The following is a 13,817-nucleotide window of genomic DNA, read 5'->3' as shown; positions in this document are numbered from 1 at the left end:
GAGCATCGTCAGGCCGAGCCGGGCCTGGGGGATGAGGCGATCGAACCGATCGGTAAGCGAACGCCGAGTTTCGCCGGCGTTCGCCCTTCGCGCCTAGCGGAACGTGCGCGTGACGTGCCTGGGGCTCGAAGGCCCTCCGGCGTTCTCGACGTCGTCAGCTCTTCTCGATCGGAAGGGCGACAAAGCGGTTCTGACCATCGGCATTGCGCAGTTGGAAAAGCGCCGCGCGGCGGCCGTTCTTCGATGCGGCGTCGATTGCTGCACGGACGTCGCTCTGTGAGGCGACGTTCGAGCCGTTGACTGCGACGATCGTGTCGCCCGCTTCGAAGCCCTTCTCGGCGGCCGAAGAGTCCGGATCGACATCGGTGACCACAACACCCTCCCCGTCCTCGGACGGGGTCACGGTCATGCCATAGCCCGACAACGTCGACGGATCGACCGGCGAGCCCTGTCCGCGGGGCTCGTCAAGCGAAGCGGCCTCGTCGAGCGAATTGAGGTTGCCGAGAGTGACGTCGATGGTTTCACTATCTCCGTCCCGGAATACGGTGATCTCTACATCCGTGCCCGGGCTGTAGTCCGCAATCATCCGCGCGAGTTCCCGCGGGCTCTCGACCGCCTCGCCGTTGACGCCCGTGATGACGTCGCCCGTCTCGATGCCGGCGCGCGAAGCCGGGGTTTCGTTGTCAGGAAGCGTCACGATGGCGCCCTGCGCATTAGACAACCCAAGCGCCTCAGCGATGTCGTCGGAGACCTCGCCGATCTGTACGCCGAGCCAACCGCGCTCGACGGAGCCGTTCTCACGCAGCGAGCGGACCACGTCCTGTGCGACGCTCGCGGGGATCGCGAAGGCGATGCCGACATTGCCGCCGGAGGGCGAGAAGATGGCGGTGTTCACACCGATGACCTTGCCGTCGAGGCCGAAGGCTGGGCCGCCGGAATTGCCGCGATTGACCGCTGCGTCGATCTGAAGAAAATCGTCGTAAGGACCCGCACCAATGTCGCGGCCGCGCGCCGAGATGATGCCGGCCGTCACCGATCCGCCGAGACCGAACGGATTGCCGACTGCAACGACCCAGTCGCCGACCCGCACGGCATCGTCGTCGCCGAACTCGACATAAGTGAACTTCGTATTCTTCGCGTCGACCTTGAGAAGGGCAAGATCGGTGCGCTCGTCGGTACCGATCAGCTTGGCCTCATACTCCGACCCGTCGTCCATCACGACCGTGTATTTCGCGCCGTTGTCGACCACGTGATTGTTGGTCACCACGTAGCCGTCTTCGGAGATGAAGAAGCCAGATCCCTGACCGATCGAGGGCCGGTCACGCGGCGAACGTGGGTTGAGCCCGCGCGGCATCTGGTTGCCGTCCGGCGTGCCGAAGAAGCGACGCAGCGGATGGTCTTCCGGTAGATTTTCGAAGGGGCTCGCCATGCCGCCGAAGTCGGCAGCTGGCTCGGCCGACTGGGAAACGCGCACCGAAACCACCGCCGGGGACACTTTCGAAACGACATCGGCAAAGCCGAAGCTCTGCTGCGGAGCTTCGACCTGTACCGGTTCGGCGTAGACGGCGGGCGCATTCGACAGGACGCCGGCGGAAAGTGCTCCGCCGGCGACGCCGGCCGCGAGAATGGCTGCGAGAAACTTGTTGCGCTTGGGCTGGGAGGATGTCTCGGTGCGCATCGGAACTCCAATGATCGATCTGAAAAATTTGGCGGGGGTGCATCGTGCTCGTTCCCCGTCGATGCCTCGCAACATGGCAGCGGCAAGATTACTGTGCGTTTTCGAGGGGGTGAAACTTTCGTAAGATGACCGGCGAAGCGAGGTTCGCGCCGTGTTCTGAGGCACGCCAAGGTCGAACGCTCCGAGGCCAATGCCGCTCGAACCAGAAACGCGAATCTTCAGCGTTTTCGAAAGGTTGCCAATCGGTCGGCACCGCTGATGTCATGCGCCATGGATCAGTCAAAGATTGCTTTAAACCTTTGTCTTAGAACGCAGTTCGAAACGAAATTTGCGAAAGAAACGAGATTGCCATGCGCAACGCGGCCATCGCCCGGATCGAGGCCATCTGCGACCGGATTTATGCTGCTGCTCTCAGTTTGCCCCTCCTCATCGTCGCCCTCATGCTGGCGGGCTTGTTCATCGGGTCTGCCGCAGCGCTTGAGCGGACCTTCCCGCCGGAGACGACGCTCGCCTCCTGCGGTAAGGATCTGAGAACGACGCTGACGGCAGATGAGAAGGCGACAATCAACGAGGTGAAGAACAAGACGATTGCAGGCGAAGGGCTGTTCTGGCGGATCGAAAAGGAAGGTCTCGAACCGTCCCACCTGCTCGGAACAATACACCTGCCCGATCCGCGCGTCGTCGCACTGCCAGGCAAGGTCGCGAACGCCATCGACAACGCAGACCGGACCATTCTCGAGATCGCGGAGATTGCCGATCCGTCAGCAATGGCCAAAATCATGTTCTCGATGCCCGACATCATGATGCTTTCAGGCGACAAGACGCTGTCGAGCCTCCTTTCGGACGATCAGTACGAGACCGTTTCGAAGGGTCTCGCCAAGAAATCGATCCCGATCGCGACGATGAACAAGATGCAGCCCTGGTTCATCAGCGTCAGCATGGCGATGCCGGACTGCGCAGCGCTGCCCAAGAACGATCCGTCGGCAGCGCTCGATCCAACTCTTGCGAAACGTGCGGTGGCGGCTGGACAGGCGGTCATCGGCTTGGAGACCGTCGAGGAGCAACTTTCGGTGCTCGCGTCTCTGCCGCTCGAGACTCAGATCGCGCAACTGGTCTCGGCGATGGAATATGTCGACGCCGTCAACGACATGATGGAAACGATGATCGGTCTTTACGAGGACGAAGAGATCGGCGCGATCATGCCCACCCTGCAGGCCTTGTTCCCGGATGCTGAGGCGCTCGTCGGCGGCAATGCGGCATTCGCTGCCTTCGAGGAGGCGATCCTCGACAAGCGCAACCTCTCGATGACGGAGCGAATGATCCCGATGCTTGAAGAGGGCAACAGCTTCGTCGCCGTAGGCGCCCTCCATCTCATCGGCGAAACCGGCATCGTCAACAGCCTGCGTGAAGAGGGCTGGACCGTCACGCGCCTCGACCGCGGCGAATAGGCCACACCCGTCCCGGCAAGCGCTTGTCCTGACCGCTATTCCAAACCCTATGCTTCGCAAGGGAAGGAAAAAGATTTATCATTTCGGCAACGCTGGGAATTGGCGTCACTTTCGAGGAGGCGCGGCCCCAATTCTCGAAATAACCTTCGTTGCGGACCCTTCGTTCAAGTTGAGACACCGAGAATGATTTTCTTCTGGCGCCAGATCCGCCTTGTTCTCGCGGCCGCAATGGTTGTCGTCGTCGCAGTGCCTTTCGCGGCGGCCTTTGAGACCTCAGCTCCGACAGCGTTCATGAAGGATTTCGCCACCGGCCGGGTTCTCTTCGAGAAGAACGCAGACATGGAAGTCGAGCCGGCTTCGCTGGCCAAACTCATGACCATCGCCGTCGTCTTCGACGAACTGGAAAAGGGCACGATCTCCCGTGACCAGACCTTCACGGTCTCCGAGGATGCCTGGCGGACGGGCGGCGCCAATTCGGGCGGCTCCACCATGTTCCTACCGCTCGGCGGCGAGGTGAGCGTCGACGACCTTCTCAAGGGCATCATCATCCAGTCGGGCAACGATGCGACCATCGTCATCGCCGAGGGCATCGCGGGCTCGGTCGATGCCTTCGCCGACATGATGAACAAGCGGGCGCAGGCGATTGGCCTCACCCATTCGCGCTTCGGCAATTCATCGGGCCTGCCGCATCCGGACAGCCATGTGACGATGCGCGATCTGGTAACGCTCGCCGAGCACCTCATCCGCGAATATCCCGAGGAATACCCGGCTTTCGCCGAAGAGTCGTATCGCTACAACGGCATTACCCAGAACAACCGGAACCCGCTTCTGTCGCTCGGCGCAGACGGACTGAAGACCGGTCATACCCAGGCGGCAGGCTACGGTCTCGTGGCATCGGCCGAGGCGGACGGACGGCGCGTCGTCTTCGCGCTGTCGCGCATGGCATCTTCGAACGAACGGGCGCGCGAATCGCAACGCATGATGGAGTTCGGCCTCCAAGATTTCGAAGAGGTGACGCTTGCCGAAGAAGGCGAGACCGTAGCGACCGTCCCAGTCCGCGGAGGAGTGCTTGATGAGGTCGCGCTGCGTTCGCCCGAGCGAGTGGCTCTCCTCGTACCAACCGGCAGTCTCAGCGATGCCCGGCGCGTCATTGTCGACAACGGCCCAGTCGAAGCGCCGGTCACCGAGGGCCAACGGCTCGGCTGGCTTCAGATCAAGCGCGGCGACGTGACGATCCGCGAGATCCCGCTTCAGGCCGCAGGGGCCGTCGAACAGGTAGGTTTCTTCTCGCGTGTGGTCGGCTCCATTACCGAGCACCTGACCTGGCAATCTTCGGAATCGCAATGACCGGGCGGGCTTGACCGGGCACCTGGAAGAGCAGATATGAGGCCCATCGCGCCGTGAAAGCGCAGCGCCCGCCGACCACCGAACATCTTCGTTCGACACGAATCGGCTCGCGCCTCGGAAGTCCCCTCCTCCTCACAAGGCGGCTTAAGGCTTTCGGCACGGCCCTCCGTTTCCCTTCTCTGCGCGAAGGCGAACCGGGCTTATAGCGGCCCGACCAAGTGGCCGCACGACTTCAAGGCATCTCATTGACCTCCACGACATTTGACGGGTTCGGCCTCGCCGAGCCGCTGACGCGCGCCTTGGCGCGCCTCGAACTCACGACCCCGACTCCGATCCAGGAGCGGGCCATTCCCCATGCACTTGCCGGGCGGGATATGCTGGGCATCGCCCAGACCGGCACCGGCAAGACGGCAGCCTTCGCGCTGCCGCTCCTCCATCATCTGATGACGGTGGGCGGCAAGCCGACGACCCGAACGACGAAGGCGCTCATCTTGTCGCCGACACGCGAACTGGCGGTTCAGATCGCCGAGTCCATCGCCGACCTTTCGGAAGGCACGCCGATCTCGCACTGCGTCGTCTTCGGCGGCGTTTCCGTGCGCCCGCAGATCCAGGCGCTCGCCCGAGGTGTCGACATCCTCGTCGCGACGCCTGGCCGTCTCCTCGACCTGATGGAGCAGCGCGCGATCGACCTGCGCGAGACGAGGCACCTCATTCTCGACGAAGCAGACCGGATGCTCGACATGGGCTTCGTGCGTGACGTCATGAAGATCGTCGGCAAGTGCCCGGATGACCGGCAGTCCATGATGTTTTCGGCGACCATGCCGAAGCCCATCGAGGATTTGTCGAAGAAGATCCTTACGAATCCGCAGAAGGTCTCGGTGACGCCCGCGGTGGTGACGGTGGAAAAGATCGCCCAGAGCGTCTTTTCCGTGCCTCAGAGGGCCAAGAAGCACTGGCTGATCGATTTCGTCTCGAAGAACGATACGGGCCGGATCGTGGTCTTCACGCGCACCAAGCATGGGGCCAACCGTTTGACGTCGGACCTCGATAAGGCCGGCATCCAGGCACTCGCGATCCACGGCAACAAGAGCCAGACAGCCCGCCAGAAGGCGCTTGGCGCCTTTCAGGACGGCGAGATCGACGTTCTTGTCGCAACCGACATCGTCGCACGCGGCATCCATGTGGACGATATCAGCCACGTGGTGAACTTCGATCTGCCGGAGGAGCCCGAAAGCTACGTCCACCGCATCGGCCGCACCGCGCGTGCCGGCCGCTCCGGCCAGGCGATCGCGCTTGTCGATCCGAGCGAACGGGCGAAGCTGAAGCAGATCATCAAGCTGACCGGCATCGATCTGACGCCGCAGGCGACAGATTACACCGTGAACGTTCTGGCGGGAGAACTCGACGCGGACGACGGCAAACGCCGGGGACCGCGCAACCAGCAGCCGCGCAACGGCCGCCCGCGCAATCGCGGCAAGAACGGCAATGGCGGCAGGCCGAATGGCGGCGCCAAGCGGCAAAACGCCGGCGGCGAGACCGCGAACCGGTCGTCGCAACGCCCGTCCGGCAAGCCGCGGCGCAGCCGCCGCTCCGGCGACCGGTCGGCCGCGAACGCCTGATCTACGTGTTCCGAAGATTTTAGCTGAATAGAGAGCCGGGCCTGCAGGGTCCGGCTCTTATACGTCTCGGTGCTGCCTTCTCGGCTTCGGCGCATCGATTGCGGCAGCGGCCGTCGATTGCCATATCCCCCTGCGACGACACCAAACGGAGACATCAATGGCCGAGACGATCAAGGTCGACATCCCTCACAAACTCGGGCGCCCTGGTGCCCGTCAGCGAATTGACGAAGGGTTCGCGAAACTGCGCCAGGACATGCTCGGCGGCATGGTGAAGTTCGAGGACACTTGGACCGGCGACCATCTCGACTTCCGGGCAAGGGTCATGGGTCAGACAGTGACCGGACGCCTCGACATCCTCGAAGAACACGTCCATGTCGAGGTCGATCTGCCGATGTTCCTCGCCTCGATTGCCGAAAAGCTGAAAGGACGCCTTCGCAAGGAAGGTCAGGTCCTCCTGGAAAAGAAGTAACGGCCCGGGTCCGGCTTCTCGGCGGCGACTATTGCGGTATCCCGGTGAGAACGGCGTTCTCTGTTTTGATTGTGCCGCCGTCCTCGGTTTCCTCGATGGAAAGGACTTTGCCGAGGCCGGGCACGATCATGCCGGGCCGAATGCGCCAGAGTTCGCCTGGTGAAGCGAGATGAGCCTCCTCGCCGAAGACCATGACGATGGCGAAGTCCTGCGGCTGCAGTTCATGCCGCCGGACAACCCTTTGGGCCGGCATCGGCTCGACTTCGATGCTTTTCGACGCCTTCGAGGTGGATCCGACCATCAACGGATCGATCGACACCCCCTCTATATCGGCAATCAGCATACGTTCGAAGAAGTCGGGATCGATATAGGAAATCGTCGAGACCACCGAGAAGAAAGCGACAGACAGCGAGAATACACTGAGGGAAATCACCCGAACAATTCCGTCGGATCCGCTTTCCTCGGACCCCTTGCGCAAGGCGTACTGATCGGCCTTCACCGAAAGATCGCGGTCGATCACGGTCATTCTTCACTCGGGGTTTGTTGCCGCATTCGGGCGAGGCCGATCGTTTTTGGTAGCCTCGGGACCGCGCGAAGACTGCCACAGGCGTTTTAAGGAATGGTTTGCGCAAGCTTCGCCGAAGCGGTGCGAGCCGTCACTTAACGCTTGCTTCACCCTGTCCGGCTTATCTTGAACGCCATGGCAGTCCCATCACCAGTCCGCCCTTCAGTCGAGAAGAGAAGTCTGTTCCGCCGGCGCACCCGGCTGAGGCCGATCAAGCTCGTCACGCGCGAGAAACGCTTCATCGAAGACGGCTCCGCGATCGATCTGTCCGAAGATGGCGTGCGTGTCCGGCGTTTTGGGAACGCTCTCGTCCCTCCGACATTGCTCTACTTCGACGAAAGCGAGGAAACTCTTCGCCCGGCAGCGGTCGTCTGGCGGGTTCGCAACGAAGTAGGTTTGCGGTTCACCGGTAAAGCCTATCCGATAGACGCAACAGATCGCGCGCATCTCGCCGGTCGCTATTACGCAGCCCTTTAATCCGGTTGTTCTCTGACGTTGCGTCGTTTCCCAAGAGCGCGAACAGAAATCAAAATGTTCAGCGTAAATTTTGTCGATTGAAACTCGCTAAAATTATCGGGTTCGAACGCAACTTGTTCGCCGGCCAACCATTATGTTCAAAAGAAGGGAGACGGACCCGATGCGTATTCTGATCTTGGAAGACGAGCCGCTGATCGCCCTCGACCTTGAGGATACAGTGCGCGAAGAATGCGGCGCCGATGTATGCCTCGCCCATACTGTGGCTGAGGCGGAAGAATATCTCGGCGAAGGCGATGTCGACTTCGCTCTTCTAGACGTCCGTCTTGAGGGTCGGGGCGAGACGTCGTTGCCGATCGCGCGCAGGTTGGCGCGGGCAGACGTACCCTTCTGCTTCGTGTCGAGTGCCGTAGACCGACTGCCAGCGCGCTACGAAAAGGTGCCGCACGTCAGGAAGCCGTTTGAACTCTCGCAAATTCAGGCAATCCTACCCTGAGATATGAGCCTCTTCAGCATCTCGAAGCCGCCTGTCGCGAGCAGGCGGCTTTTTTATGAGCTGGATCGTGGCGGCCCTTCAAACGGGTCCCAATGCGCGCGGGGCCGGATCAGAAAACGTCGAACGGGTCGAGGAAGCTGAAAAAGCCGTCTTGTGACCGGTTGGCCGCCTCGCGCTGCCGCTCGGCGACCATATCCTGTGTCATCCATGCATCCCGGCGCTTCTCGTAAAATGAGTTGCCGCCGAGTATCGCGACATAATGCATGTTCTTGTAGGGGAAGCTGTAGCCGGCCGTGTGGAAGAACATCGCCCGATCGCCGACCCAGCCATGCCGGGTCCCGTTCAAGACTTTGTCTGCCGTTGCGAAGGCGAGATCGCGGCCCTTGTCCATGCGCTTGGTGAGGACACCCGGTGCAAACTGGTTTTTCTGACCGACGACGCCGCAGACCGTGTCCGGGAATTCGCGAGATTCGACGCGGTTCATGACGACGGTGCCGACCGCCACCATGCCCTCCTCGCTCGACCGGTTCGATTCGAAATACATCGCCCGCGCCATGCATTCCTGAGCGCTCATACGCGGAGCGAAGGACGCACAGCCCGATAGTGCGAGGAGCGTCAGGAGAGCAGCGGAAGTCTTGAATGGGATGCGCATTGCGGCGCTCCTCGAACGGAAAAACAACATCCGTTCAAAGTGACAGGTCGCAATGAATCATCCGTTGAAAGGAATGGTTAACCGACCGCCCGGGCGGGTTTTTGCCGTCCGTAGCCCAGGGAGCCTCAAGCTGCCGAGAGCTTCGCCATGGTCTCTTCGTCGACTTCGTAATTCGCATAGACGTTCTGGACGTCGTCGTCGTCATCGAGATTGTCGAGGAGGCGCATGACGCTCTGAGCCTTCTCCTCGTCGACCGGCGTATTCGTCTGTGGACGCCAGATGGCCTTCACGCTCTGCGGTTCACCGAGGGATTCCTCGAGTGCCGTCGAGACTTCGTTGATGTCCTCGAAGGCGGTGATGATGACGTGATTCTCCTCGTCGGAGATCACATCGTCTCCGCCTGCGAGGATCGCAGCTTCCAGGACGGCATCCGGTTCGCCAGCGGAGGCCGGATAGACGATCTCGCCGACATGGTCGAACATGAAACCGACGGAACCGGTTTCACCGAGCGAGCCGCCGGATTTGGTGAAATAGGAGCGGATATTGGACGCGGTGCGGTTGCGGTTGTCAGTCAGCGCTTCAACGATGACGGCGACCCCGGCCGGGCCGTAGCCCTCGTAGCGCACCTCTTCGTAGTTCTCCGAGTCGCCGCCAGACGCTTTCTTGATCGCCCGTTCGATATTGTCTTTCGGCATCGACTGGGCCTTGGCATTGTTGACGGCAAGGCGTAGGCGCGGATTCATCTCCGGATCGGGCAGCCCGGACTTTGCAGCGACGGTGATTTCGCGGGCGAGTTTGGAAAACATCTTCGAGCGGGCGGCATCCTGCCGGCCCTTGCGGTGCATGATGTTCTTGAACTGTGAATGGCCGGCCATCGGGACCCCGTCGTAAGGCTGGAATGTCTGAAATTGCCCGTCATATAAAAAATCTCACGCGACACGTCCATAACCGGCACGGCCGTTGGCAGCGCTGCCGGACAACCGATCATGAAGTGGACCCACCTTTGGGAACCCCGATCAAGCCTGTAACCATGCCCGCTCTGCCCCTGACAGGAGGCTGCTCATGCGGTGCAGTGCGCTACGAAATCGGCGCCGAGCCGCAGGCCTTCTATCTCTGTCATTGCACGGAGTGCCAGCGTCATACTTCGAGTGCCTTCGGCATGAGTCTGAGATGCGATCCGGCGACCGTGACAGTGACCGGCGCGATGAAGACGATCTCTCGCATGTCCGAAAGCGGAACGAGGCGGTTCGGCGACTTCTGCCCTGAATGCGGGGTACGCATCCAGCATCGCTCCGAAAACGATCCGAGCCGGCTCAACATCAAGGCGGGAACGCTGGATGACACGTCGTGGCTGGTTCCTGCCGGCCATATCTGGATCTCCTCGAAGCAGCCTTACGTTGTGATCGGCGAGGAAGAGCTCGCTTATCCGCAGCAGCCGGAGGACAAGACGGCGGCGATCAAGGAGCGTTGGCGTATGATGCTAGATGCGGGAGACGCGTAGGTCGGTTGAGGCACGATCTCCGGCGTACTCGACGCTTGCGTCCGAGACAGGCATCGAACCGCTCGAGATGCGCTCCTCCAGATTGCCGGTCGTGGAAGTCTGCTCTTCCAGGTCGCGGTTCGTTCACCGCATGCAATCTCACAATCTCAGTGATACTTTAGCGGCACAGCCTCAGCGGGCGCTGCAACGTCACGGATTGCGGCCTGCCGGTCCAGCTCCGCGAGCGCCTTCAGTGCCGATTGCTGCAGAATGTCCCGCTCTCGCGCTTCCGCTTCTGTCAGATCGCCTCCGAGATAGTCCGACCACATTGCCCATCGCTCGAAGCTGCGGGTCGATCCCGATTGCTTCAGGAAGATGTGGATGTCGGAATGACGAGTGTCGCGGACAATCGAGTTCATGACGGTTTCGATCGAGGCGACCGGCCCCTCGAGAAGCTGGATGAATTGTCCAAAGACGTGAAGCAGAACGCCGGAAAGCTTCAAGTCGGCGTTGCGAGACCGCGCGACTTTGAGGATCGCCTCTATATCATCGCTCGTCAGCGTCGGATGCGGGGTGGAATAATAGGCTATTCGGTAGATGCCCATGCCGCACTCCCTTCATCTCAGGCAAGAGGGCGCGGATGCGGCAATCGGCCAAACACGCGCGGCAAGCCCTTGTGCGTGAAGGTTTCGAAGAACGCCGCCCGGCCTTCGTACACCTAAGAATAACACGAGTTTGAAGCGCGCAAAGGTTTCAATCGCCTCCGATTTCGTCAAGCTTGTCGAAGCGTCGTCAGTCGTCGACGCCACATCGCCGGCGAAAGCCGCTTCAACCATCGCGGAAACCCAGGCGCCCCATGAAGTCCAGCCCCTTCCGCATCGCAGCCAGCTTCGCGTTTCTCTTTCTTGCGGGCATGCACGCGCTGCCCTCGGCCGCGCAGGAAGGGGCCGAGACGCAATCGCTCGAAGAACCGCCCAGCCAGTGCCGCGCCATCGCAGGGCTTGTGCCGCACGCGACCTTCGCTCAGATCGAGGGCCAGAGCCGGGGTCTGTTCGACAGCCGCCCGCCGACCGGCGAGACGACGATCACCTACGTCACGCATGCCACCTATGTGATCGAGTCGCCGGGCGGGGTGACGATCGCGACCGACTATGCCGGCTATTCGGGCGAGTTTTTTCCCGACATCGTCACGATGAACAAGGCTCACGGCAGCCATTTCACCAACTTCCCCGATCCGGCAATCCCCAACGTCCTGCCCGGCTGGAACCCGGACGGTGGACCAGCGCGACATCGGCTCGTCGAAGGCGATGTCTATGTCCGCAACGTCCCAACCGATATCCGAGCCTTCGGCGGTATGGAGGCAGACGGCAATTCGATCTTCATCTTCGAGACCGGAGGTCTTTGCATCGGTCACCTCGGCCATCTGCACCATCAACTGACCGACGAGGACTTCTCCGCGATTGGTCGGCTCGATATCCTCATGGTTCCGGTCGACGGGGGGCTCACTATGAGCCAGCGCGGCATGGGGGAAATTGCCGACAGGCTGCGCTCCTCGATCGTGCTCCCGATGCATCGGTTCCGCGGACCGATCGAGCGGTTTCTCGATGAGATGCCGGAGTTCGTGGTGGAGCGCCGAAACGATGAGCGAAGCATCACGGTATCTCCCTCGACACTGCCGCGTCAGCCTACGGTGATCGTACTTCAAGGCGTTTGATCGGCTGCAACGCAGGCGGTTCAACCACTCGACGGAGGCTGACTGAAAACTCGCAATATCGTCAGATTCGCCGGAGTCGAAACTGGATCGCTTGGACATCGTGATCAATGAATGAAGGGGATCGCCTATGCCTGATACCGCGAATGCGCCGAGCCTTGTAGCAGCCGTGCCTGCTCTCCCGTCCAGTGAAGCGCTCGAACATTTCACTAAGCGGCTCGGCGTCGAAACCGATTGCTGGGACATCCACGAGAGCCTTCGCATGCAGGCAAACGACTTTGTCATTCTCGATGTGCGGGGTCCGGATCTCTACGAAGAGGGCCATGTGCCGGGCGCGATCAACCTGCCGCATGGCAAGATTACCGAGCGCCGCATGAGCGAATGGACCGAAAACACGCTGTTCGTGGTCTACTGCGCCGGTCCACACTGCAATGGCGCAAACAAGGCGGCGATCCGCCTTGCTCGCCTCGGTCGGCCAGTCAAGGAGATGATCGGCGGGATCACCGGATGGATCGACGAAGGCTTTCTCCTAGCCACAGGTACCGAGCCCTCTTCTGTTCTGGAAACCGAAAGCGCATCATCGAACGTCCTTTGACGGTGAGATGCCGCCTGCCGAAAGTTCGGCCGATCCTTCTTCGAAAAAGGGTTAGGCCACTAGAACCGGCGCCGGATGGCGACCCCGGACACCCGGGTCCAGCACGAAAGTCATCCCGGCCTTCGCGTCAATCGATCGGCGCTCCGGAGACATGTGTTCCCACGCGGTTGTCACCAGGAGCCGTTCGGCATTTCGACCGATGAAAGCAGGACATGTCGGTTGCCGCGTCGGCACCGCCAGTTCCCGCACCACCGTTCCGTCCGGCGAGAGGACGAGAACGTTCGCTCCACCCCAGCAAGCAATCCACAGATTGCCGTCTTCGGCCAGGACCGCACCGTCGAGAACACCCTTCCCACCTGTCTGGTCGAAGAAGAGCTCAGGCTCGCTGGTTGGCATCCCGGTTTGCGGGTCCAGTGCCACACGCATCAGCTTGTTCACCACCGTATCGCAGAAATAGCCGGTCACGCCGTCGGAAGAAAAGCAGATGCCGTTCGGGATCGAGATCTTATCGTAAAGCTGAGTGACGACGCCTGCACGGTAGTGATAGATCGCGCCCGCTTCTCGAGCGCCATGCTTGCTCATCGTGCCGATCCAGAGCGCGCCAGAGGGATGGACGCCGCCATCGTTCGATCGCGTGTTCGGATCGTCCGCCTCGAGCGGGACGTGGGGCTTCAGGTCACCGCTTTCTCGATCGCGGAAATAGAACCCGTCCTCCATCGCTATGATCTGGCGTTCCTGGTCGATGCCCGCAATCTCGCTTGCCATTCGTGGCAGCGGATGAGGCGTCACTGCATCCGTCTGGCAGTCCATCTCGTAGAGCGTCATACCCAGGATATCGAACCAATAGGCCTTGTCGGTCAGCGGGTCGTAACTCGGCCCTTCGCCAAGCTCCAGAGTGCGATCGTCGATGACATGAACCGCGCCTTCTGTCGTCATCGGCTTTCCTCCTCCTCCTCGTCAGATGCTGACGACGATAGAGGCACGAATCGACTGGCGCACCAAGAAATCGGCGCTTTCCAATGCCGCTTTCGTACGGCAGCGAACCGTGGGATCGGCCAAAGCACCGAAACGGCAAGAAAGCCGGCGCTGTCGTTTTGATCGACGCGCCCCCCAACGGCCTTGCCCTGACGGGCTTCGCTACCGGGCGTCAGCGTTGAGCGACGGCGGCGGTTTAAAGGCGACAAAGGCAATGAGGGAGAGAGGTTTCACTTGAGCTGCATTGCATCTCGATTCACGCGATCTTCGAAGCGATGAATGCTGCGTCCCGGCTGTCTCTCAAGACT

Annotated in this window: 15 protein-coding genes; 9 read left to right on the top strand and 6 right to left on the bottom strand. The window is 61.2% G+C overall.

Annotated features, from left to right (window positions below; genetic code table 11):
- Nucleotides 1-154: 154 nt before the first annotated feature.
- Nucleotides 155-1,678: a Do family serine endopeptidase gene (locus tag FP2506_RS17045; RefSeq protein WP_007068852.1), complete on the bottom strand. Its 1,524-nt coding sequence runs from the start codon at nucleotides 1,676-1,678 to the stop codon at nucleotides 155-157.
- Nucleotides 1,679-2,028: 350 nt separating this feature from the next.
- On the opposite strand from FP2506_RS17045, the gene FP2506_RS17040 reads away from it, so the two are divergent.
- The 4 genes from FP2506_RS17040 to FP2506_RS17025 all read left to right on the top strand — a co-directional run bounded on the left by FP2506_RS17040 (nucleotide 2,029) and on the right by FP2506_RS17025 (nucleotide 6,561).
- Nucleotides 2,029-3,126 (top strand): TraB/GumN family protein, encoded by a 1,098-nt coding sequence (locus tag FP2506_RS17040; protein WP_007068851.1) that lies wholly within the window; start codon nucleotides 2,029-2,031, stop codon nucleotides 3,124-3,126.
- Nucleotides 3,127-3,309: 183 nt separating this feature from the next.
- The gene (locus FP2506_RS17035) at nucleotides 3,310-4,473 is read left to right on the top strand and encodes a D-alanyl-D-alanine carboxypeptidase family protein (protein WP_007068850.1); all 1,164 of its coding nucleotides are present in this window, start codon (nucleotides 3,310-3,312) and stop codon (nucleotides 4,471-4,473) included.
- 245 nt (nucleotides 4,474-4,718) lie between these two features.
- Entirely contained in the window at nucleotides 4,719-6,092 is a 1,374-nt protein-coding gene (locus tag FP2506_RS17030) for a DEAD/DEAH box helicase (protein ID WP_007068849.1), read from the top strand.
- A 157-nt stretch (nucleotides 6,093-6,249) separates the two neighbouring features.
- Nucleotides 6,250-6,561 (top strand): polyhydroxyalkanoic acid system family protein, encoded by a 312-nt coding sequence (locus FP2506_RS17025; protein WP_007068848.1) that lies wholly within the window; start codon nucleotides 6,250-6,252, stop codon nucleotides 6,559-6,561.
- Between the two features lie 28 nt (nucleotides 6,562-6,589).
- Here the strand turns inward: FP2506_RS17025 and FP2506_RS17020 are convergent, their stop codons facing one another.
- A complete protein-coding gene (locus tag FP2506_RS17020; protein ID WP_007068847.1) occupies nucleotides 6,590-7,087 on the bottom strand; it encodes a hypothetical protein in 498 nt (165 codons plus the stop codon).
- Nucleotides 7,088-7,261: 174 nt separating this feature from the next.
- Between FP2506_RS17020 and FP2506_RS17015 the strand changes: the two genes are divergently transcribed.
- Together FP2506_RS17015 and FP2506_RS17010 are read left to right on the top strand one after the other, a co-directional pair.
- A complete protein-coding gene (locus FP2506_RS17015; RefSeq protein WP_007068846.1) occupies nucleotides 7,262-7,603 on the top strand; it encodes a hypothetical protein in 342 nt (113 codons plus the stop codon).
- Nucleotides 7,604-7,763: 160 nt separating this feature from the next.
- Complete coding sequence (locus tag FP2506_RS17010; protein ID WP_040490211.1) at nucleotides 7,764-8,096, top strand: response regulator; 333 nt, start codon at nucleotides 7,764-7,766, stop codon at nucleotides 8,094-8,096.
- A 109-nt stretch (nucleotides 8,097-8,205) separates the two neighbouring features.
- Here FP2506_RS17010 and FP2506_RS17005 read toward each other — a convergent pair whose 3' ends face one another.
- Together FP2506_RS17005 and FP2506_RS17000 are read right to left on the bottom strand one after the other, a co-directional pair.
- A complete protein-coding gene (locus FP2506_RS17005; protein WP_007068844.1) occupies nucleotides 8,206-8,748 on the bottom strand; it encodes a cell wall hydrolase in 543 nt (180 codons plus the stop codon).
- A 125-nt stretch (nucleotides 8,749-8,873) separates the two neighbouring features.
- Nucleotides 8,874-9,623: a YebC/PmpR family DNA-binding transcriptional regulator gene (locus FP2506_RS17000; protein ID WP_007068843.1), complete on the bottom strand. Its 750-nt coding sequence runs from the start codon at nucleotides 9,621-9,623 to the stop codon at nucleotides 8,874-8,876.
- A 155-nt stretch (nucleotides 9,624-9,778) separates the two neighbouring features.
- On the opposite strand from FP2506_RS17000, the gene FP2506_RS16995 reads away from it, so the two are divergent.
- Nucleotides 9,779-10,249 (top strand): GFA family protein, encoded by a 471-nt coding sequence (locus FP2506_RS16995; protein ID WP_040489213.1) that lies wholly within the window; start codon nucleotides 9,779-9,781, stop codon nucleotides 10,247-10,249.
- Between the two features lie 146 nt (nucleotides 10,250-10,395).
- On the opposite strand, the gene FP2506_RS18195 is transcribed toward FP2506_RS16995, so the two are convergent.
- Nucleotides 10,396-10,833 carry a BLUF domain-containing protein gene (locus FP2506_RS18195; protein ID WP_007068840.1) on the bottom strand — a complete coding sequence of 146 codons (438 nt, stop codon included), beginning with the start codon at nucleotides 10,831-10,833 and terminating at the stop codon, nucleotides 10,396-10,398.
- 251 nt (nucleotides 10,834-11,084) lie between these two features.
- Between FP2506_RS18195 and FP2506_RS16980 the strand changes: the two genes are divergently transcribed.
- On the top strand, nucleotides 11,085-11,942 hold the full coding sequence (locus FP2506_RS16980; RefSeq protein WP_007068839.1) for an MBL fold metallo-hydrolase: 858 nt from the start codon (nucleotides 11,085-11,087) through the stop codon (nucleotides 11,940-11,942).
- Nucleotides 11,943-12,069: 127 nt separating this feature from the next.
- A complete protein-coding gene (locus FP2506_RS16975; RefSeq protein ID WP_007068838.1) occupies nucleotides 12,070-12,534 on the top strand; it encodes a rhodanese-like domain-containing protein in 465 nt (154 codons plus the stop codon).
- A 51-nt stretch (nucleotides 12,535-12,585) separates the two neighbouring features.
- On the opposite strand, the gene FP2506_RS16970 is transcribed toward FP2506_RS16975, so the two are convergent.
- Nucleotides 12,586-13,470, bottom strand: coding sequence for an SMP-30/gluconolactonase/LRE family protein (locus FP2506_RS16970; protein ID WP_007068837.1), 885 nt, complete (start codon nucleotides 13,468-13,470; stop codon nucleotides 12,586-12,588).
- Nucleotides 13,471-13,817: the final 347 nt, after the last annotated feature.

The sequence above is a fragment of the Fulvimarina pelagi HTCC2506 genome, from assembly GCF_000153705.1.
Lineage (GTDB): Bacteria > Pseudomonadota > Alphaproteobacteria > Rhizobiales > Rhizobiaceae > Fulvimarina > Fulvimarina pelagi.
Note: the sequence above shows the minus strand (reverse complement) of the source record. Positions and strands in the feature narration are given on the sequence as shown.